Origin of the sequence: Methanosphaerula subterraneus (genome assembly GCF_052055875.1) — an archaeon.
Lineage (GTDB): Archaea > Halobacteriota > Methanomicrobia > Methanomicrobiales > Methanospirillaceae > Methanosphaerula > Methanosphaerula subterraneus.
Window position 1 is genome coordinate 2,390,232 of record NZ_CP170508.1, and the last position, 21,092, is coordinate 2,411,323.

Here is a 21,092-nt window from a genome sequence, read left to right on the forward strand (position 1 = left end):
TCAATGACATCCCGATCCCCCCCGATTACGATCATCATCACCATGCTGATCCTGATCGGTGTGGTCCTCTCGATCGGGATCCTCTCTGTCTTCACCTATACTGAGGCCCGGTCCGTGCTTCTGACGCATGACCTGGAGACCCGGGATTATGCAGAGTCCAATCTGATCGGGTCCTATACGCTGATGGATCGGGATCTGACCCTCTTCGATGACTTCTTCTCAACCCGTCTGGAGAACAGTTTTCCGCCTTTTCTCGACGCCTACAACTGCTCTGGTGGCGATCCCCAGAGGATCGATCTGAATGTGCTAAAAGGAGAACTCGGCGGGGATATCGATCTCTATGTGATCGACGACCACGACAGGGTGATTGCGACCACCTACACTCATGACCTCGGTATGGATCTCTCCCAGTTCAATGGCTTCTCAAAGACGCTCGCAAAGATGCGAAACGGCAGCGGATATTATGCAGACCGGGTGACCCGTGAACAGGACACTGGCATATTCCGGAAGTACGCCTACTATCCAACCCCCGATCATCGTTACCTGCTCGAACTCGGCCTCGAAGATTCGGGGTTTATGGCGCGCAAGAACGTCTCATTTGTTAAGACTGCGCAGCAGATCCAGGTTGACAATCCTTCCCTGGTATCGGTGCGGACCTTCAATATCTACGGTGATCAGATTGGAGAACGGGAGTTCCAGGTGGACCCCGAGTTGCGCAGACAGATCGACCTGGTAATTGCGAACCGTTCGACCTTTGAAGTTCGGGATGCCGCCAATGCCACTCTGACCCGGTTCCGGTTTGTAGACCTGAAGAACTCGATCTATGCGTCTGATCCGAGTCTGGTGATCGAGTTCGTCTATACCACCCGCCCGCTCGACGAGGCTCTCTTCCGGCTTTCTCTCGAACATCTGCTGATCGGGCTGCTCGTCCTGACTCTCGGGGCCATTGTTGCGTCCGGTATCTCGGTGCTGGTCGTCCGCCCGATCCGCCAGATCATCGAGGATGTCGAGGCGATCGCGAACGGGAATCTCAACCATCCGATCGGGAAGGTCTGGATGGTGGAGTTCGATGCGCTCAGTCAGAGCATCCACCTGATGGTCGACCGGCTCAAGCAGCAGATGGATCAGATCACGCATCAGAACGAGGTGCTCGAGGCCAGGGTCGGGATGAGAACCCGGCAGCTGGTCCAGAGCAATGATGAGATCCACCTGTACCTGGACATCATGACCCATGATATCAACAACGCCCTGACCATCGCGCTCGGTTCCGCCGAGATGCTCGACGAGATGCTCCCTCTCGACCACCCGAATGAGCATAAGATCAAGGTCGACCGGATCCGGAATGGCATCCAGAAGTCGATCGGGATCATCGCCAGGGTCTCGATGATCAGCCGTGTGCATGATACGGATATCCCGCTCAGCGAGATCTCCCTCGACCGTGAGGTCATGGACGCGATCGGCCACTACCCCGACGCTTCTATCGAATATACCCGGACTTCGTTGCAGGTCTGCGCCGATCAGTTCCTCTCGGAGGTCTTTGTGAACCTCTTTGGAAACAGCCTGAAGTTCGGGGGGCCAGATGCCAGGGTCTGGGTGTTGGTCGAGGCTGGCGAGGAGGAGGTGACGATCTCGGTCGAGGATAATGGTCCCGGCATCTCTGATTGGGCCAAGTCAGAAATCTTTGGGAGGTACGCGCGGGGCGAGGGGCATGGATCGGGGTCAGGTCTCGGCCTCTTCATCGCGGCCTCACTGGTGGCCCGGTACGGTGGGCGGATCTGGGTCGATGACCGCGTCGCCAGCTCTCCTGAACTGGGGACCGCGCTCCGGTTCACCCTCCACCGGCATTGCTTTGAGGAGTGATTGATGAATTCCTCTCAGTACTGCCTGGAGTGAACCGAGAGGCGGTCGACAATGTGACGATCGTCTCTCCCTGGAGTCTGTGGCATCAGTTTTTTAATACCTCCTGATGTATTTCATTCCAGTGCAAAATCTCGACCTGATTCTCACGCTGACCGGCGGGTTTGTAGCGGCTCTCTTTTTCGGCTATCTTACTCACCGAATCGGACTTTCACCGATTGTCGGCTATTTGCTGGCTGGAATCGTGGTCAGTCCACATACTCCTGGATTTGTCGCCAACATCGATCTGGCAAACCAGCTGGCTGAGATCGGTGTAATCCTGCTCATGTTCGGTGTAGGATTGCAGTTCCACTTCAAGGAGTTCTGGGCTGTCAGACGTATCGCCCTCCCTGGAGCCCTGATTCAAAGCCTTGTATCTGCTGCAATCGGGGCGGTTATCATGCACTGGCTTGGATGGGGCTGGCCGGCAGGTATCGTCTTTGGTCTGGCCATATCTGTCGCAAGTACCGTAGTTCTGACCCGGGTTCTCTCGGATAATAATGAATTGCAGACTCAGACCGGACATATCGCCATTGGCTGGCTGGTTATGGAGGATCTCTTCACGGTCTTTGTGCTGGTGCTGCTTCCTGTGATCTTTGGTCCGGCGGCTGTCGGAACAACCGGTCTCTTCACCGCCATCGGCCTTGCTGCCATTAAAATCGCGGTGCTCGTGGTATTCACCTTTGCGGTGGGTGGATGGCTGATTCCCCGGATGCTCACCAATATTGCAGACACCGGCTCGCGCGAACTGTTCACCCTCGCGGTGCTGGCGATAGCCCTGAGTATCGCTGTCGGATCAGCGTACATGTTCGATGTCTCGATGGCCCTGGGGGCTTTCCTTGCCGGGATGGTGGTAGGGAGATCGGAGTTCAGTCTGAGGGCAGCAACCGAAGCACTTCCGCTCCGTGATGCGTTCGCCGTGCTCTTCTTTGTCTCGGTGGGGATGCTCTTTGACTGGAACAGCCTGGTTGAGGCCCCGGGTCTTGTGATTGCCGCTCTTGCCGTCATTCTGATCGGCAAACCAGTGGTTGCCTTTCTCATCGTTGTGCTGATGCGGTATCCCCTCAGGGTGGCTCTGTCAGTAGCCCTGATCCTCTCGCAGATCGGTGAGTTCTCCTTCATCCTCGCGACGATGGGGACTGATCTGAATATTCTGCCGGCGAACGCCTCGAACATCCTCGTCGCAGCGGCAATCATCTCGATCACCGTTAACCCCCTGTTGTACCGGGCCGCTCGACCGATTGAACGCTGGCTGAACAGGAACGCTCCGGATCTGATGGGGCGTGTTCATGCCCGTTCAGCTCCTGCCCCTGGTAGTGCAGATCAGGTTACTCCCCAACCCGGGCTGTTCACTACGGTAATTGTCGGATACGGCCCGGTGGGTCAGACTGTGGCACGGCTGCTCCAGGAAAATAATATCGATCTGACGATTGTGGAATTGAACGTCCAGACCGTAAAAAGGCTCCGCTCTCAGGGATTTCGGGCGATATACGGCGATGCCACCCGTATTGATACTCTGACTGAAGCCGGGGTGAAACAGGCCAGAGTGCTGGTGCTCAGCGCATCGAATATCCGGGGGAGCAGTGAAATGGTCAGGCAGGCAAGGGTGCTGAACCCTGAAATCAGAATCATTGCCCGGACGGCCTACCTCTCTGAACTGGAAGAGTTACGCGATGCCGGGGTGGATGTCATCTTTTCTGATGAAGGTGAGGTGGCTCTCTCGGTTACAGAACTGATCTTAAAACAGTTCGGGGCAACTCCGGAGCAGATCGATCGGGAACGGGCACGGGTGCATGAGAAACTCTTCTTTCCGGTGCAGGCAGAAGAGACTGAAACCAAAAAGAGCTGGATCTCCAGATTGATTGGGTGAGATCTGGGCGGCGGTGAGCAGAAACCGCCGGCTCTTGGGGAGTATTCCGGAGGCACGCCCCTGATTCATGGGGAGACGGGATCTTCCCATTCCACCTGGTCTGATGGAACTGGCACGGTCTTCAATGGATGGATTATGGTTATGACTGGTTCCTTCTATCCCCATAAAAATTACCGTCACCAGAGACGGGGAACGAGCCGGTACCGGACGTTCTGTGTATACTCCCGATACCCTGGCAGTTCCCGGGTCAGCATCGCCTCCTCCCCTACAATCCTTCCCCTGAGAGCACAGTCAGCGCAAGATCTACCAGTGTTCCGTAGACTGATCCGAGGAGCAGGGGTGCTCCAAAGAACATCAGGACCGCTCCAAGGTACATCGGATGTCTGACAAACCCGTACACGCCTGTCGACACCACCTGCTGCTTCCGGTCCTCCTGGATCCTGACCAGAGGGGAGAGGAACGTGTTGTCGGTGTACGACCGGAAGAAGAGGAAGAAGGATCCGGCCAGCCCGACCACTCCGAGCAGGGTCAGCGGGAGGGGGAAGACAGGGGACCATCCGAACCGTCTGGCATCGAGCGGCATGACGACGATCCAGAGGATGAAGCCGACCAGGAGCCCGTAGACCACGTACCGGTCCCAGCGTTCCTGGTTGCCGGCACCTGGCTGTTTGTACCGTTCTTCAAGCAGGGCCGGGTCTCTTCTGTACAGATACAGGATCGTCGAATAACAGAGAAGCAGAAACCAGATGCAGAATATCCAGCCTTCTGGCCAGGTCGGATCGCCGGCGATGAGGAGGAGGAGTGCAGGAAAGATCAGGATGTACAGGAATGTGAAGACGAGCTTCTTCTTGTCCATGTCTGCTGTATTGGGGAGTTGGATTTATAATGAGACTGTCTCCTGGATGCATCATAGAAGGGTTTTCTGACAGCCTGTGATAACTGATGTTCTCTGGTAACAGATCGGGGCGCTTTCAACAACAGTTTTATCCGCCAGCCTTCCGATGAGACTGTAAGAAGATGCATCGCTCCGGACGTCCAATCTCCACAACCCCATCTGTGAACCGATCGGCTGTGGAGGATTTTCAACCTTCTTCTCTCAGTCAGAGGTGTTTCATGAGAATTAAGGGGGTGGTATCATTCACGACAGGACAACGTTGACCGGTGGGGCGGGGGAGGCTGTGCCGGCCGCAGGGCTCTCTGCGGACGTTCGCCTCGTCCTCGCGGCCCTTCCTTACCCGGCCTTTCTCTACACCCCGGACGGCATCGTCGCCGCCGTAAATCCTGCCGCCGAGCGTATGGCCGGCACCTCCCTCGCCGGCCGCACCGGGAAGGGTGTGATCGCTGCTCTGACGGTCTGTCAGCCCGACGGCACCCCCCTCGCCCCCTGCGACCTGCCGGCAGCCCGGGCCCTTGCCGGGCAGGCGGTCGCCGACAGCCCCCTCACGATCACAGCCGCTGACGGGACCATCTTTGCGATCCGAGCCTCCGCCCTCCCCATCCTGCGTGATGGCGTCGTTGTGGGTATCCTATCAACCTGGTCCGATGTCACTGACCTCTTCGAGGCCCTCGATGCGGAGCAGCGGCGCCGGAGCGAGGCTGAAGCACACGCAGAGGAGCAGAAGAAGATGGCTGAAACCCTGGCGCAACAGAACGAGGAGCTTCTGGCACAGGACGAGGAGCTCCGCCAGCACCTCGACGAGGTGGCGCAGAGCCAGGCGGCGCTTCTGGAGAGCGAACAGCGGGTCAGACACACGCTCGGGCAGTTGCTCTCCCCTGGAGAGGAGTTCCCCGACCTGGAACTGATCGACATCCTCGATCTCCCGCCGCTGCAGAAACTGATCGAGGGATTTCACCGCCTCACCGGTGTCCCTGCGAGCATCGTTGATCTCCACGGCAGGTTACTGGTTGGGGTGGGATGGCAGGAGTGCTGCACGCAGTTCCACCGGGTCAATCCCGAGACCTGCCGCTTCTGCATCGAGAGCGATCTCGAACTCTCAGCGGGGATCCCCCCCGGGGAGTCCCGGCTGTACCGGTGCCGGAATAACATGTGGGATCTCGCCACACCGATCATGGCGGGTGGCCGGCACGTGGGCAACATCTTCTCCGGGCAGTTCTTCTTCGAGGACGAGGTGCCGGACTACGACCTCTTCCAGGCGCAGGCGAGACGGTACGGATTCGACGAGGAGGCGTATATCGCCGCGATCAGAGCCGTCCCGCGGCTGAAGCGGGAGACCGTCGAGGTCGGGATGGCCTTTCTCCGGCATCTCGCGGGGCTGATCTCCTCTCAGAGTTACGGCAACCTCCGACTGGCCCGGGCCCTCGTCGAACGGGACGCCCTGACTGCATCGCAGGAGAGGGCCCGTGCCCTCCTCGCCCGGGCGCAGGAGATCGCGCACCTCGGGTCCTGGGAACTGGACCCGGCAACGCAGAATCTCTCCTGGTCCGACGAGGTCTACCGTATCTTCGGCCTCGTGCCCGGGGAGTTCAAAGCGACCTACGCGGCGTTCATCGAGGCTGTGCATCCTGACGATCGGATGGCAGTCGATGCGGCGTACTGGGGATCCCTTGAGGAAGGGAGGGACAGCTACGAGATCGAGCACCGGATCGTGCGGCATTCAACCGGCGATCTCCGCTGGGTCCACGAGAAGTGCGAGCACCAGCGGGACGCGACCGGCCGGATCATCCGTTCGATCGGCATGGTCCACGACATCACCGACCGGAAGCGGGCCGAGGTGGAACTGCACCAGCACAACGCTGACCTCGCCTTTCAGCGCGACCTGCTCGACACCATCTTTGCCACCCTGCCCCAGCAGGTCAGCGTCTGGGACCTGGGCGGCCGATTGGTCCTGATGAACGAACAGTACGCGCAGGAGTTTCACCAGCCGCGCGACTCGCTGATCGGGAAGACCTGGCTGGAGATCGGGATCGAGCCGGCAATGATGGAGCCGTTCATGACTGAAGTCTGGCAGGTGATCACGACCGGTGAACCGATCACCAACGAGGTGGCATATCCCTGTTCCGGCGGCGTGCAGTGGCGAACCTACTCGATCAACCCGATGCCTGGCGGCGGTCAGGCCGTGGTCGTCTGTTCTGATATCACCGGGCAGAAAAAGGCCGAACAATCTTTGAAGGATTATGCGGAGCGACTCTGGGCGAGCAACCAGGAACTGCAGCGGTTCGCGTATGTCGCGTCCCATGATCTGCAGGAGCCCCTCAGACCCATCGTCAGCTTCAGTCAGCTCCTCGATCGGCGGTACCGTGGAAGGCTTGACGCGGACGCGGACGAGTACCTTGAGTACATCGTCGAGGGCGGCCGGAGGATGCAGGCGCTGATCCAGGACCTCCTTCAGGTTTCCCGGGTCGAGATGGGAGCCCAGCCGCTTATGCCGGCTAGGATCGGGGATATCGTGGCCGACGTCCTCCGGTCCCTGGAGAAGCCGCTCGCCGAGGCCGGTGGTTCCGTGGTCGTCGGGGCGATGCCGACGGTCATGGCCGACGCAGCCCAACTCGAACAGGTCTTTACGAACCTGATCGGGAATGCGATCAAGTACCACCGGACGGAGGTGCCGCCGGCGATCACCATCTCAGCCAGGCGACGCGGCGGCTGGTGGGAGTTTGCGGTTGCGGACTGCGGGATCGGGATCGAGCCGGAATATTTTGACCTGATCTTCGAGATGTTCCGCCGGCTCCACACCCGGGATGACTACGAGGGGACCGGGATCGGCCTCGCTATCGTCAAGAAGATCGTCGAGCGCCACGGTGGTCGCGTCCATGTCGAGTCGATGCCTGGGAAAGGGTCGACATTCTTCTTCACACTGCCTGCCGTGTAGGCTCCTTCCTTTTCCGGATCATACCTCCAGTTTCAAAAACTGATCAGCCCCTACTCCACACTCAGGGCAGACCCAGTCATCCGGCAATGCATCGAATTCCACGCCAGGTGAAATCCCTGCTGTTGGATCTCCGACTTTTGGATCGTAGATATATTCACACACCAGACACTTGTAGCGAATCATGAGATCAGTCATTTTTGTTACCCTGTATTGCTTGCATATCAATGGTGCCCGCACCCGGCTTCCTCATGATGTTCTTCATGTCCGCTGGCACCTGTTACATACATGTAGAGATGATGGGAATACACAACCCATCCAATGAAGGCTGCGATATATTCCCTGCCAGCAGCAACATCGTCCACGCTATATTTTTTCTTTTCCATGACATGATGGAAGCGATGGGTCAGATCGTCTTCAACTGTCTTGAGGATGAACCCAATCGATTCTCCGGGATCCCCCGTCTCGATCGCTTTTTCTGCTCTTGGTACAACCGGCCCTTCGCTGAGTCCGGCTGGTTTCATGCCGGTATAGGATGCACCCTCTCCAGCCCGGTGGAGACGGATGGTACTTTCGAAGAACCAGTCATCCGCAACTTCCTGTGCATCCTTTCCTGTTTTTCTCGCACGCAGGGTCTTTTCAAAGATACCTTTGAGTTCCTCCTCGGACTCTTCCGGGATCCAGATCAGTACATAGTTGAGATTTCCCGTTTCCAGCGCCTTTATCGCTGCTTTGACGACGGGACCATCTCTTGTATCGCAATGGGGCGGCATAGGGTATCAGTCTCATATTCTTTATTTGATAGTCTGTACAGAGCACCCCGTTCATCATTCTATTGGTGTTTGATGAATGGATTGGCCAGGAACTTCACCTGGTGCGGTGAAGACCTGTAATCCCTCCTCTTTCAGAGAGCCTTCAGTATCTCTCTACCGGCGTGGGTGCAGATGCTGTCGGTTTATTGCCAATGATCATCTGGGATTATTTAATTTATTGGATGATGCGTGGATGGACTCTCTGGTTATGCTTGCACCTAGTGCCACACCCTGGACGACGCCTGATAGGCCCGACCCCGGGCCGGCAACCCCACCGAAAAGAGGCGTCACATTCTTCACCCAGTATCCTGACGATCCCCTTATCCTTTATACCCCCGGTCGCCCATATCCGATCACGGATGCAGCACTCCGAACGGTAATCGAGGAACACTGCCGGCGGCTCGAGATCCCGCTCGTCGGTTTCGCATCGGCCGACCGTTGGGACAAGCCCCGGTTCGAGCCATGGGTGCCCGAACCGTTCCGGCCGGCGTCGATCGTCCCGGGGACGAGGACCGTGATCGTGATCGGGATGCCGATCTTTCTGCCGGTGGTCGAGACGGACCTCTGCACCTGCTGCCTGCGCTGTGCCAGGCTCTGCCCGGCAGGGGCGCTTGAGGCCGGTGATTATCCCGATATGCTGGCCGACAAGCGGGCCTGCACCGAGCAGGCGGCCTCCCTGGCCGCCCGGCATATCTCCCCCTGCGGCCGGTGCATCGCCGTCTGCCCGGTCGGCGAGGACCGGTGTCTCTTCGCCCGGGAGGCGGTCGGGTACCGGGACGACGATGACGACCGTCATGGCGATCTCTGCCGTGCCTGGCGGCACGTCCGGTCCTATGGCGGGGATTGAATCCTGTGTTGGGGGTGTCAGCCCGGCACTCCTCCCGATTCTTCCCGCCGGTGACAACCGGGGTCCGACCCCACCGGTCTTGATGAGAGATCACCCGATTCTGGAGGCTATCCCTCGATCCCCCTCCTCTGCTCGATCCGTAAAACTATGTTTAAATAACCTCATCTCGAAGGGAGGTATGATGAAATACGGCCAGTTGCTTATTGCCTTTCTTCTCCTTGCCATCCCTGCCGCGGCAGAGGTGATCCCTGCTCCCCAACCCACGGGATCGATCGTATTCGCGGACAGCGGGACGATCTGGAACACCTCCTGCGCTCCGTTCGAATGGAACAACGAGACCGCGTACAACGAAGAACAGCTCCAGATATTTGCACCAATCGCGGCAAACATGACCGAGCCGGCGAACCTGACCAACGCCTCGTGGAGCGAGGCCTTTCGCGCTGTGCATACCCTCATGAAGGAGCGGTACGTCTTCTCCAACTGGAAAGCGGTGGACTGGGACATCCTCTACCAGACCTATGCGCCGGCTGTCGCCGAGGCAGAGAAGCATCAGGACAGGGCCGCGTACTTCCGGGCCCTGCGGGGGTACATCTACGCCATCCCGGATGGTCACGTTTCGCTCCTCCCGGATGAGGGCGATTTCGGCGCGAAGTACGCGGATATCGGCGGTGATTATGGGGTCGGGGTCACCCGGCTCGATTCCGGGACTGTGATCGTAAGTTATGTTGCGAACGGGAGCCAGGCGGATCAGGCGGGGATCCAGTTCGGCGATGTGGTCACCGCATGGAATGGAAAGGAAATTCTGGATGCCATCAACGCGACGTCGTACATCTGGGCGGTCAAGAAACCTTCGACGGTCGAGGGGATCCGGCTCCATCAACAGCGGCTTCTGACCCGGGGGCCAGTCGGGGCGACGGCCACGATCACCGTCGGAAACAGCACGGTGTCCCTCCCCCGCACCGTGACACTGACCGCGTACGACGATGGGTATGCGAACCTGAAGCAGACCTCCTGGTTCCTCGGGGCTGCGGTCAACGATTACGGGGTGGAACGATCCTGGGAGGATATCCTCCCACAGATCAGCAACGAGAGCGTAACGGTCCGCACGCTGCCCGGCAATTACACCTACATCGCGGTCTACGACGAGTCGTACGATGTCTACCAGCCGTTCAAGGCGGCCATGCAGGATGCGATCGCGAACAAAACCCCGGGCATCGTGCTCGACCTCCGGTTCAACAGTGGCGGCGATGATAGTCTCGCCGCCTGTTTTGCCGGCTGGTTCGTCAAAGAGCCGGCCTTCTACGAGTATGCGACGAAGTACGACCCGGGTAACGGCCGGTTCACGACGCTCTCGGAGGCGTGGTCGGAGCCAAGGGCAGACGGCTACAGCGGGCCAGTCGCGGTCCTGGTGAGCCCGGATACCATCAGCTCGGGGGAGGGGGTCCCCATGATCTTGAATAGGACCGGACGGGGCGAGGTCATCTCATTCTACGGGACGAACGGGGCGTTCGGCATGAACAACGTGCAGGCGAATTTACCGCTTGGCCTGTACCTCTTCTTCCCCGACGGTGCCTCTCTTGACCAGAACGGCACGATCCAGGATGACAGCAACGCCGGGCTGACGGGCGGCGTGTCACCCGGGATCAGGGTGCCGATCAACGAGGATACTGTGGCCCGGTCGATGGCGGGCGAGGACGTCCAGCTCACCTACGCTCTCCAGTGGTTGAAGGGCCAGGGAGAGCGGACACCCGCCCCGGTGCCATCTACGTCGGCCACGCCAACCCGGCCGGCGTCGGCCGATGTGACCGCTGTGCTTGGGGCCCTGGGCATTCTCGTCGTGGTGGCTGGACGGAAGTGACCACATCCGGGATCGGGCTTCCGGCACGAGCTCCGGTTTGAGCCTTTGGGTGCCCGAACCGTTCCGGCCCGCGGTCGAGATCATGTCATCGTCGGTACCCCGACCTCTACTGGACGGTCATGATCTGTTCGACGCGAATGCGTATCGCATCGCATCCGGTCAGAGCACGAAGGGCCACGGTCTGGTCCGGACTCTGCTTGAGCGGCCCGTCGCGTTCATCCCCTCCCCAACCGGATCAGCCAGCTGCAGGTTGCGCTGCCATCGATGCCGCATCCACCCTGCTTATCAAGTTGGCCTGTCATAGTTTCATTCAAGGTTATTGTGACAGTGAACAGGTTTTTTTTCATATCGATTCTTTCAGCGGCACTGCTGCTGGCAACGCTTGGCGTCGGGCCCGTCTCCGCGCTGACCTGGCAGATGGAAACGGTGGACTCGGCGGGGGATGTCGGGTATTACACGTCCCTGGCGCTGGACAGCGCCGGTAACCCACGGATCAGTTATTTCGATGATACGAAGGACGACCTGAAGTATGCGTGGTATAACAGTTCGGGCTGGCAGACTGAGACGGTGGATTCAGCGGGGATTATCGGGTGGTACACATCCCTGGCGCTGGACGGGACCGGCAACCCACGGATCAGTTACTGCGATGAGACGAATCGGGACCTGAAGTATGCGTGGGACGATGGCTCGGGGTGGCAGACTGAAACGGTGGACTCGGCGGGGGATGTCGGGTATTACACGTCCCTGGCGCTGGACAGCGCCGGCAACCCGCGGATCAGTTACTTCGATGAGACGACCGACGACCTGAAGTATGCGTGGGACGATGGCTCGGGGTGGCAGACTGAAACGGTGGATTCGAAGGGGATCGTCGGGTGGTACACATCCCTGGCGCTGGACAGCGCCGGCAACCCGCGGATCAGTTACTTATATGAAGGGACCGACGACCTGAAGTACGCGTGGCGGGACGGCTCTGGATGGCAGACCGAAACGGTGGATTCGGAGGGGTATGTCGGGAAGTGCTCATCCCTGGTGCTGGACGGGGCCGGCAACCCACGGATCAGCTACTTCGATGATACGAATGATACGAAAGACGACCTGAAGTATGCGTGGCGCGACGGCTCGGGCTGGCACATCGAGACGGTGGATTCGGCAGGGTGGGTCGGGTGGTACACATCGCTGGCGCTGGACAGCGCTGGCAACCCGGGGATCAGTTACTTTGATGATACGAATGACGACCTGAAGTATGCGTACCATAACAGTACAGGCTGGCATCTCGAGACTGTAGACTCGGTTGGGGAAGTTGGGATGTACACCTCCCTTGCTCTTGACGGTGCGGGCAATCCACGGATCAGTTACCTGGATTTTAAAAATGGCGACCTCAAGTATGCCTGGGTCGATGCACCGCAGCCAGCCGTGGGTATGGTCCCTGGCGGGACCGCTACACCGACCGACACGAACGGCGACGGGAAGTACGACGATGTAAACGGCAACAACCGCCTGGACTTCACGGACATCGTCCTCTACTTCAACCAGATGGACTGGATCTCAGACAACGAGCCGCTCGCCGCGTTCGACTACAACGACAACGGCCGGATCGACTTCGTTGATGTCGTCTGGCTCTTCAATCATTTCGACGCTCCAAGCGCCGCCGCGTTCACCGTGGACAAAGCGAGCGGCGTGGCACCGCTCGCAGTCAAGTTCACCTCGATCGGTCCGTATGACACGCATGACTGGACCATCCTGCTCGGTAAAAAACCGATAGATACCATATCCGGTGAGAACCCGACCTATGTGTTCTCCACGGCGGGCGCCTACACAGTCCAGCTCGAGGCCTCGAACTCGACAACCGGCGAGGTTTCGTCGGCCAAGAATACCGTTACAGTCACAGGTACGACTGCCGTGACCACGCAGGCGCCGTACCCCACTCAGCACAATGTCCCCGCTAGAGTTGAGGCCGAGGACTACGATCAGGGTGGCGAGGGCATAGGCTTCTCCGACACGACGACACCGAACGAGGGCGGGGTATACCGGACGGACTCGGTCGATATCGAGGCTCTCCCCGGGGCCAGTGGCTACAACGTCGGCTGGATCCGCGCAGGCGAGTTCCTGACTTACTCGGTTGACGCGGCTGAAGCAGATACGTTCACCATCGGCTTCCGGGTCGCGAACCCCGGCGCGGCCAAGACCGTGACCGTCTGTGTCAACGGTGCGCCCAAGGCCCTGACGATCCCGACGACGGGCTCATGGATCACCTGGCAGACGGCCACCCTGACAGGTGTCAGCCTGAACGCCGGCCGGAACCTGATCAGGATTGGCATGGACAACGCTGCCTCGTTCAACTTCGACAACATGGTGTTCTACACGGACGGCATCACGTAGCCCACAACCACCCCCCGGTCCCGACAGCCTCGACTCTGACTGCAGCGCCGGCCTTGATCTGCAGTGGCATGCCGAACCTCTCGGGTCGGCCAGTGCCGCGAAGCTCGAATCTGGTGTATCAATAATCTGGTCTTCTTCCAGGCTCTCCGAGCTCTACTGAATCCATTCGTCGCCTCAGAATGAAAAGAGAGTGAATAGACGAGATCACTTTTCTTCTTCGTCCGTGCTTGAGTTCGCCATGATCGATCGAATAGAGATATTCAGTGCATCGAAAAATTTCTCAAGCGGTGGGGTGGATTCAACGGTGATAAGTACATCCTAGAAAAAAGCAGATTGCATTCCAGATATAACGGAATGCAAACCTCATCTCCTGTATGCCTCAGCCCGGATTTGAACCGGGGACAACCAGATCTTCAGTCTGGCGCTCTCCCGAACTGAGCTACTAAGGCACCTAATCGGATTACAATGTTGGATCCGGTTCCTAATAAAGGATATGGTCATATGCCCTTCCGGGATCCACTGGTTTTTATCACCAGCAGGTCAATCCTTAGTGATGGCCCCTGCCCAACGCACATATCAGCAGCAGGATCGCGAGCTCGAGGAACGGGTGGCGCAGCGGACCTGCCACGTGGTCCACCTGACCCACAACGACCTCGACGCGGTCGGCGCGGATGCAATCCACCGGATGCGCTACGGCGAGGTGGTCTCTGTCTTCTCATCGGTCGGCAAGTACCCGTTCATGCTTGCGGTGATCGCAGGGGTGCCCGGCAATGGGGATCTCCTCTCGATCAGTGACCTCGGGTTCAACCAGGCCGTGGTGCCGGCTTTGACGAAGGCTCAGGCCGGCGGCTGGCGGATCGAGTGGCGCGATCACCACCGCTGGAAGGAGGACGAGGTGAACGCGGCAGAGAAACGGGTGGACCTGCTCCACCTGGACACCGACCGGTGCGCCTGCGGGATCGTCGCGGTCGACCTCTGCCCGGAGAACCCCGCGGCGATCGAGGTGGCCCGGGTGGTCTGCGATTACGACCTCTGGAAGCACCAGGACCCGCGGTCGGCCGTCCTCGGCCAGGTGCTGCAGAAGTCAGAATACCGGGAGTACGTCCGTGACCTGCTCGCCCGGGGGATCCTGACCGATCAGAAGGTCGAGGAGGCCTACGATGCGATCAAACGGGAGATGGACGGAATGATCGCACGGTCGATCCGGCATACCCGGATTCTGACCGGAAAGCACACGATCGCGTTCGCACCCCTGTACGGCTACCCGAGCGAGACCGCGGCCGCTGTGCGGAAGCACTTCAACACCGACATCGAGGTGATCATCAATGGGAACGGCCGGTTCTCGGTCAGGTCGGTTCCACCGATCAGCCACCTGATCGCCCGGAAGTTCGGCGGTGGCGGCCACCCGAATGCGGCCGGCGGGTCGTTCCAGTTCTCCAGGCTCGAATCGTTCATCTACTGGCTGTTGAAGCGGAACGGCCGGTTCGCAGAATTTGCAGCGATCGCAGCCGACTGCTGACCAGATCGCCCGGTCCTCCCCGCGGCCGCCCCTGCAACACCTTTTTTATCCTTTTATGCAGACGTGTTCACCTATGTGGAAGGCGGTGGAGATCAGTGACTGGACCGGGGCACGGAGGGCTTCCCTCGCGCAGGTCCAGGATACGGTGCAGGGGATCATCGGCCAGGTCCGGGAGTCCGGCGATCGGGCCCTGATCGACCTGGCTGCCCGGTTCGACCAGGTCAAACTGGACGATATCAGGGTCAGCGAGGAGCAGCAGCAGGAGGCCTACGACCTCGTCGATGAGCAGGTGATCGAGAGCCTGGTTGAGGCGGCCGCCAGGATCACGGTCTTCCATGAACTGCAGCGCCCGAAGGATCTCTGGCTCTCTGAGGTGGAGCCAGGCATCACGCTTGGGGTCAAGACCACACCGCTCTCGCGGGTCGGGGCCTACGTCCCCGGCGGGCGGGCCTCGTACCCGTCGACGGCCCTGATGTGCACAATCCCGGCCAAGGTCGCCGGGGTTGCCGAGATCTGCTGCTGCTCGCCGCCGCCGATCCACCCGCTGACCCTGGTCGCCCTCGACATCGCCGGGGTATCGGAGATCTACCGGGCCGGCGGGGCCCAGGCGATCGCGGCCATGGCGCTCGGCACCGAAACGATACAACCGGTCCAGAAGATCGTCGGACCGGGGAACGTCTATGTCACGGCCGCCAAGATGCTCCTCAGGGAGTATGCCGAGATCGACTTCCCAGCCGGCCCGAGCGAGGTTGCGATCCTCGCCGACAAGACTGCGACGCCCTCCTTCGTCGCCGCCGACATCCTGGCCCAGGCAGAACACGACCCGAACGCCGCCTGTCTGCTGATCACCACCGACCCGGCCCTGGCCCGAGCGGTCGGCGAGGAGGTCGGTCGACAGCTGCAGAAAGCCCCGCGGAAAGCTATCATCGAGCAGGCCCTCAACAATGCCGGGTACACGATCGCTGCCGACCTGGATGAGGCCATCGAAGCCGTCAACACCGTCGCCCCGGAGCACCTCTCGATCCAGGTCGCCGACCCGCTCTCAGCCCTCGGGGCGGTCCGGAATGCCGGCTCCATCTTCATCGGCCCGTACGCCCCGGTGGCCTGTGGAGACTACGCCTCCGGCACCAACCATGTGCTGCCGACTGCAGGATACGCGTCCCGGTTTTCAGGGCTCGATGTGAACCACTTCTGTAAGACTTCGACCGTGCAGATGATCAGCAGGCGAGGACTCGAGACGATCGGGGACGTGGTCGAGACGATCGCCGAGGCAGAGGGGCTCTCCGCCCATGCCGAGTCGGTCCGGGTGCGGCGCAGGTTATAATCAGCGCTCCTCTTTTAATCCCCGTTCGCCGGCGGGTTCGGCGATCGTCTGCACACGTGCCCGGCATATCAATCTTTCTCAGTTCTGTCTTTTAATATCCGAATCCCTTGCGCACTGCAGAGCAATCATTTCAGTAATTTTAAATAAACACAATCGCCAGCATTGTACATGGAGATGCGTGCTGCCTGCAGCGATCGACAGGAACTGCAGGAGTACGTGGTGCTCGGGATTGCGCTGCTGACGGTCCTCTTCGCCAACCTGATCATGTACATATCAGGAAACGAACTGGTGGTGATCATCACCAACCTCTTCTATCTCTTCATTGTGCTGATCTCGTTCTTCTCACCCCGGCGCGGGATCCTCATCTCGACGCTGGCCTCGTTCAGTTTCCTGGTGCTGATGTACTGGGTCTCCCTGCAGGTTCCGGTTCAACCGGTACCGACCCTGATGCAGTTCTTCGTCTTCATCTCCGCCGGGACGATCGTCTCTCACCTGGCAGACCGGATCCAGAAGGAACAGTTTAAGTACCAGACCATCCTGACCGAGGCGGAGATGGGGATCCTGTTGATCGATGAGAAGGCCCGGTGGGCCGAGTTGAACGAGCAGGGGGCGAAGGTCTTCGGATACCCGGAGACAACCCTGGACTATCCGACGATCGCCGGAATCTGGGAGGATCTCTCGGTCTGTGGCGACCTTGGGCGGCGGATCGCCGACGAGGGTTCGGTCGCCCATCACCATACCCGGTTCCGCAGGCTCGACGGCAGCGAGGGCTGGGTGATTCTGAATGGACATCGGCTCCCGGATGGTGCGCTCCTGGTCACGTTTGCGGACATCAGCAGACAGATGGAGGAGCAGGACCAGCTCCGGAGGATGCATGAGGAAGAGCATCTGCTGCTCGACATCGTCACCCATGACCTCAACAACATGAACCTGGCAGCGCTCGGGTACGCCGAACTGGTCAACATGGACCAGAAAGAAGAGAGCGCGGCTGGCGATCGCCTGGTCCGGACAATCCAGAAGGGGATCGAGATCATTCGGAACGTGAACACCCTACGGCGGGTCCATGAGGAGCACAAGCCCCGTCTCCGTCCGATCTTCCTGGAGAACATCATCAGGCAGGAGATCACCCGGCTCGGTGAGCCCGGGATCCGGTTCGAGGGGACCCGCGCCGTGGTCTGTGCCGATGATCTGATCGCCGAGGTCTTCACCAACCTGATCGGAAACAGCCTGAAGTTCGGGGGAGCCGGGGTACAGGTGACGATCGGCATCGTCGAGGAGGAGGACCAGGTCCGGGTGGCCATCACGGACAACGGCCCCGGGATCCCACTCTCCCAGAGGCCGACCCTCTTCTACCGGTACTCGCGGGGGCCTGGCGTGAAGAGCGGGCGGGGGCTCGGCCTCTATATCACCAGGATCCTGATCGAGCGGTACGGCGGGACGATCTCGGTGTCTGATCGGGTCGAGGGGGACCCGACATCCGGGACGACGATCTCGTTCACGTTGAAGCGGTACCTCCGAGACCCCATGGCCCCGGTGCCGGAAACAGATGGGTTGGGAGTGGAATAGACACGTTTATTGCGTTGGTTCGCCAGATCCCATGCTATACGATCCCAGTCCCTGAGGAGGTCTGATGATGAAGAATCTGCTGGAGAATGGATCTTTTCATTTCGCGCTGATACTGATGATGATACTGCCGGCCATGCTGCTGATCCCGGGGTCTGCCTCTGCTGTCCTGGTGACCGGGCCGACGATGATCACCGAGCCGGGGACCTATCAGATAGGGCAGGATATCTCGGCAGGGGATGCCGGGGTCTGTATCCAGGTGCTCTGTTCTGATGTGACGATAGAGGGGAACGGGCACACCCTCGAAGGGTCTGGCGGCGATTACTCCTGCGGAGTGCTGGTTCATGGGTCAGGCCCTCTTACCAATGTCCATGTGCAGGACCTGCACCTCAGCGACTGGTTCTACGGGGTCTATTACTGGGACGCAGCAGGGACCATCCAGGAGAACACCCTGACCGGCAACACCTATGGGGTGGTGCTGAACCCTGGTGGGGGGTCGACAGTCTCGGGGAACACGGTGACGGCCGGCCAGTACGGGATGGTCTTCGCCACCTCCTCCAGCCCTGTGGAAGTGACCGGCAACACTCTGGCCCAGAACGCGATCGTGGGGCTGTACCTGTATGAGACCAGTTGCCTGACTATCGCCAACAACTATCTGGACTGTGACCAGAACGTGCTGACCGGGGGCAGTGTCTCTGAGGTCACCTGGAACATTCCCCGGAGAGAAGGGATCTCGATCTCCGGCGGGGAGGTCCTGGGCGGAAACTTCTGGGCTGCTCCCAACGGCAAGGGTTTCTCGCAGACGATGACAGACTCGGACGGGGACGGAATCTGTGACCGGAGTTACCCGATCGGGAACGGTATGTTCGACGAGTTCCCGCTCCATGCCCCGGGTGGGGAATCGTCCCTGGTGCATGCCGGGTTCAGCGTCTCCGGAACGTCCGGTGCGGCTCCGTTCTCAGTCAGGTTTCTGGACACCTCGACAGGTCTCCCGACCCAGTGGTTCTGGCTTTTTGGGGACGGGGAGTCCGCGACCGTTCAGAATCCGGTCCACCTCTACACCGAGCCCGGGGTCTACACGGTCACGCTCAGGGTCAAAAACAGTGCAGGCGAGGACTTCCAGACGATGAACCGGTTGATCACGGTCTCCGGCACTCCCGAAAAGCCGGCGGCTGAGTTCCGGTGCACTCCACAAGCAGGAGAGGGCCCGCTCTCCGTCCAGTTCGTCGACCTCTCCGCCGGGGACCCGACCTCATGGACCTGGGATTTCGGCGATGGAACGGTCTCCTCTGAACAGAGCCCGGTCCACATCTATCCTGATGCAGGCACCTACTCGGTCACGCTGACCGTGCAGACCAGTGCCGGCCAGAGCGTCCTTGTGAAGCAGGACCTGATCACCGTCTCATCGGTGGTTACGGCTCCGGTCGCAGCCTTCCGGGTATCAGCCGACGAGGGGGTCGATCCCCTGACGGTCAGGTTCACCGATCTCTCCTCTGGTGACCCGACCTCGTGGTACTGGAACTTTGGTGACGGCGAGACCTCGCACGATCGGAACCCGACGCACACCTACCACGGTGCCCGTGCGTACACCGTCTCGATGCAGGCCCGAAACGACGGCGGCAGTTCGGTGGCGATGAAGGAGGACCTGGTGACGGTCTATAAGGCCGACGACGGCGGGGATGTCCAGCCTACCCTCACCCCTACCCCCACCGCCGGCCAACCGGCCGGTCCGTTGCAGGCCCGGTTCAGCGTCGACCGCACCTCCGGTCAGGACCCGCTGACAGTCCGGTTCACCGATCTCTCCACCGGGAGCCCGACGGCCTGGTACTGGAACTTCGGTGACGGCGAGACCTCGCACGATCAGAACCCGACGCACACCTACCACGGTGCCCGCGCGTACACCGTCTCGATGCAGGCCAGAACCGACGACGACCGTTCGGTGACCACACAGGAGGACGTGGTGACGGTGACCCGGGTTGGGGACCAGCCCATCCCCACAACCACCCCCACCCCTGCTCCCACCTCCACCACCGGCCAACCGACCGGTCCGTTGCAGGCCGGGTTCAGCGTCGACTGCTCCTCCGGTCAGGACCCGCTGACGGTCCGGTTCACCGACCTCTCCACCGGGCACCCGACGGCCTGGTACTGGAACTTTGGTGACGGCGAGACCTCGCACGATCAGAACCCGACGCACACCTACCACGGTGCCCGCGCGTACACCGTCTCGATGCAGGCCAGAACCGACGACGACCGTTCGGTGACCACACAGGAGGACGTGGTGACGGTGACCCGGGTTGGGGACCAGCCCATCCCCGCAACCACCCCCACCCCTGCTCCCACCTCCATCGCCAGCCAACCGGCCGGCAAGGTCCAGGCACAGTTCCGGGCGGCCCCCCCGTACGGCCAGGACCCGCTGACGGTCCAGTTCACCGACCTCTCCACCGGGCACCCGACGGCCTGGTACTGGAACTTTGGTGACGGCGAGACCTCGCGCGAGCAGAACCCGGTCCACACCTACCACGGCGCCCGGGCGTACACCGTCTCGATGCGGGCCAGGAACAGCGACTCGGAGTCGATCGTCACGATGGAGGATATCGTGATGGTCGGGGTTCCCGAGGGGTGGCCGCTGGCGAGATGCACAGCCGCGCCGGTCAGCGGGACCGGGCCGTTCTCAGTCCAGTTCACCGACGTCTCGACCGGGAATCCAACCTCGTGGTACTGGTCGTTTGGGGATGGCGGCGAATCAACGCTTCAGAACCCGGTCCATATCTACACGCGGCCAGGCACCTATTCGGTCGGCTTTCGGGTGAAGAATAGCAGGGGAAGTACGGTACAGGAACTCTGGAGCGCAATTACCGTTCGGTGAGGGGCCATCTTCAGGACACTTTATAACCAGTCCCGCCCTTCTATGTAATGCAGATCAATATATCTGTAAGTGTCAATAATGAGCGAAAGAAGTTTTGGTGGTCCAAGGAACTTTGGTCCCAGAGAGATGACAAAGACAGTCTGTTCAGATTGCGGAAAAGAGTGCGAAGTTCCATTTAAGCCAACCGAAGGAAGACCTGTTTACTGCAGGGACTGCCTGGTAAATCACAGAACACCCAGATTCTAATTCCTTTTTTCTCAATAGTTCTAATTCTCGCCAAAGAGCGAATGCCTTCTTTTAAGGTTTTATGCTGTGTATGCCGGGACAGGTT

14 protein-coding genes and 1 tRNA gene are annotated in these 21,092 nt (G+C 60.0%); 11 read left to right on the plus strand and 4 right to left on the minus strand.

All coding sequences use genetic code 11. From position 1 onward, the window contains the following. Window positions 1–3: 3 nt before the first annotated feature. Together ACFKSJ_RS11740 and ACFKSJ_RS11745 are read left to right on the plus strand one after the other, a co-directional pair. Window positions 4–1,860, plus strand: coding sequence for an ATP-binding protein (locus tag ACFKSJ_RS11740; RefSeq protein WP_440949986.1), 1,857 nt, complete (start codon window positions 4–6; stop codon window positions 1,858–1,860). Between the two features lie 121 nt (window positions 1,861–1,981). After that, the gene (locus ACFKSJ_RS11745; RefSeq protein ID WP_440949987.1) at window positions 1,982–3,766 is read left to right on the plus strand and encodes a cation:proton antiporter; all 1,785 of its coding nucleotides are present in this window, start codon (window positions 1,982–1,984) and stop codon (window positions 3,764–3,766) included. A gap of 265 nt (window positions 3,767–4,031) precedes the next feature. Here the strand turns inward: ACFKSJ_RS11745 and ACFKSJ_RS11750 are convergent, their stop codons facing one another. Further along, on the minus strand, window positions 4,032–4,622 hold the full coding sequence (locus ACFKSJ_RS11750; protein ID WP_440949988.1) for a methyltransferase family protein: 591 nt from the start codon (window positions 4,620–4,622) through the stop codon (window positions 4,032–4,034). Between the two features lie 298 nt (window positions 4,623–4,920). Between ACFKSJ_RS11750 and ACFKSJ_RS11755 the strand changes: the two genes are divergently transcribed. Next, entirely contained in the window at window positions 4,921–7,596 is a 2,676-nt protein-coding gene (locus ACFKSJ_RS11755) for a PocR ligand-binding domain-containing protein (RefSeq protein ID WP_440949989.1), read from the plus strand. 18 nt (window positions 7,597–7,614) lie between these two features. Here ACFKSJ_RS11755 and ACFKSJ_RS11760 read toward each other — a convergent pair whose 3' ends face one another. Both ACFKSJ_RS11760 and ACFKSJ_RS11765 read right to left on the minus strand, forming a co-directional pair. Next, window positions 7,615–7,791, minus strand: a complete 177-nt coding sequence (locus ACFKSJ_RS11760; RefSeq protein ID WP_440949990.1) for a rubredoxin — start codon at window positions 7,789–7,791, stop codon at window positions 7,615–7,617. Window positions 7,792–7,817: 26 nt separating this feature from the next. Then, entirely contained in the window at window positions 7,818–8,366 is a 549-nt protein-coding gene (locus ACFKSJ_RS11765) for a DUF6448 family protein (RefSeq protein WP_440949991.1), read from the minus strand. Between the two features lie 247 nt (window positions 8,367–8,613). On the opposite strand from ACFKSJ_RS11765, the gene ACFKSJ_RS11770 reads away from it, so the two are divergent. From ACFKSJ_RS11770 to ACFKSJ_RS11780, 3 genes are all read left to right on the plus strand, one after another. Next, the gene (locus ACFKSJ_RS11770) at window positions 8,614–9,252 is read left to right on the plus strand and encodes a hypothetical protein (protein ID WP_440949992.1); all 639 of its coding nucleotides are present in this window, start codon (window positions 8,614–8,616) and stop codon (window positions 9,250–9,252) included. A 178-nt stretch (window positions 9,253–9,430) separates the two neighbouring features. Then, window positions 9,431–11,110, plus strand: coding sequence for a S41 family peptidase (locus ACFKSJ_RS11775; RefSeq protein ID WP_440949993.1), 1,680 nt, complete (start codon window positions 9,431–9,433; stop codon window positions 11,108–11,110). 327 nt (window positions 11,111–11,437) lie between these two features. Then, entirely contained in the window at window positions 11,438–13,489 is a 2,052-nt protein-coding gene (locus ACFKSJ_RS11780) for a carbohydrate-binding domain-containing protein (protein WP_440949994.1), read from the plus strand. 375 nt (window positions 13,490–13,864) lie between these two features. On the opposite strand, the gene ACFKSJ_RS11785 is transcribed toward ACFKSJ_RS11780, so the two are convergent. Then, a tRNA-Phe gene (locus ACFKSJ_RS11785) sits at window positions 13,865–13,938 on the minus strand. 104 nt (window positions 13,939–14,042) lie between these two features. Here ACFKSJ_RS11785 and ACFKSJ_RS11790 point away from each other — a divergent pair. The 5 genes from ACFKSJ_RS11790 (at window position 14,043) to ACFKSJ_RS11810 (ending at window position 21,007) form a co-directional block, all read left to right on the plus strand. Beyond that, the gene (locus ACFKSJ_RS11790; RefSeq protein WP_440949995.1) at window positions 14,043–15,008 is read left to right on the plus strand and encodes a DHH family phosphoesterase; all 966 of its coding nucleotides are present in this window, start codon (window positions 14,043–14,045) and stop codon (window positions 15,006–15,008) included. A gap of 73 nt (window positions 15,009–15,081) precedes the next feature. Then, entirely contained in the window at window positions 15,082–16,332 is a 1,251-nt protein-coding gene (hisD, locus tag ACFKSJ_RS11795; RefSeq protein WP_440949996.1) for a histidinol dehydrogenase, read from the plus strand. Window positions 16,333–16,500: 168 nt separating this feature from the next. Further along, window positions 16,501–17,898 carry an ATP-binding protein gene (locus tag ACFKSJ_RS11800; RefSeq protein WP_440949997.1) on the plus strand — a complete coding sequence of 466 codons (1,398 nt, stop codon included), beginning with the start codon at window positions 16,501–16,503 and terminating at the stop codon, window positions 17,896–17,898. A 67-nt stretch (window positions 17,899–17,965) separates the two neighbouring features. Continuing rightward, window positions 17,966–20,761 (plus strand): PKD domain-containing protein, encoded by a 2,796-nt coding sequence (locus ACFKSJ_RS11805; protein WP_440949998.1) that lies wholly within the window; start codon window positions 17,966–17,968, stop codon window positions 20,759–20,761. Between the two features lie 78 nt (window positions 20,762–20,839). Continuing rightward, a complete protein-coding gene (locus ACFKSJ_RS11810; RefSeq protein ID WP_083767042.1) occupies window positions 20,840–21,007 on the plus strand; it encodes a CxxC-x17-CxxC domain-containing protein in 168 nt (55 codons plus the stop codon). Window positions 21,008–21,092 lie beyond the last annotated feature (85 nt).

Bases quoted from the DNA above. Each gene is read 5' to 3' on its own strand.
- ACFKSJ_RS11740 (WP_440949986.1), top strand. From the start codon at position 4: ATGACATCCCGATCCCCCCCGATTACGATCATCATCACCATGCTGATC.
- ACFKSJ_RS11750 (WP_440949988.1), bottom strand. From the start codon at position 4,622: ATGGACAAGAAGAAGCTCGTCTTCACATTCCTGTACATCCTGATCTTT.
- ACFKSJ_RS11760 (WP_440949990.1), bottom strand. From the start codon at position 7,791: ATGACTGATCTCATGATTCGCTACAAGTGTCTGGTGTGTGAATATATC.
- ACFKSJ_RS11765 (WP_440949991.1), bottom strand. From the start codon at position 8,366: ATGCCGCCCCATTGCGATACAAGAGATGGTCCCGTCGTCAAAGCAGCG.
- ACFKSJ_RS11770 (WP_440949992.1), top strand. From the start codon at position 8,614: ATGCTTGCACCTAGTGCCACACCCTGGACGACGCCTGATAGGCCCGAC.
- ACFKSJ_RS11775 (WP_440949993.1), top strand. From the start codon at position 9,431: ATGATGAAATACGGCCAGTTGCTTATTGCCTTTCTTCTCCTTGCCATC.
- ACFKSJ_RS11790 (WP_440949995.1), top strand. From the start codon at position 14,043: ATGGCCCCTGCCCAACGCACATATCAGCAGCAGGATCGCGAGCTCGAG.
- hisD (WP_440949996.1), top strand. From the start codon at position 15,082: ATGTGGAAGGCGGTGGAGATCAGTGACTGGACCGGGGCACGGAGGGCT.
- ACFKSJ_RS11800 (WP_440949997.1), top strand. From the start codon at position 16,501: ATGGAGATGCGTGCTGCCTGCAGCGATCGACAGGAACTGCAGGAGTAC.
- ACFKSJ_RS11805 (WP_440949998.1), top strand. From the start codon at position 17,966: ATGAAGAATCTGCTGGAGAATGGATCTTTTCATTTCGCGCTGATACTG.
- ACFKSJ_RS11810 (WP_083767042.1), top strand. From the start codon at position 20,840: ATGAGCGAAAGAAGTTTTGGTGGTCCAAGGAACTTTGGTCCCAGAGAG.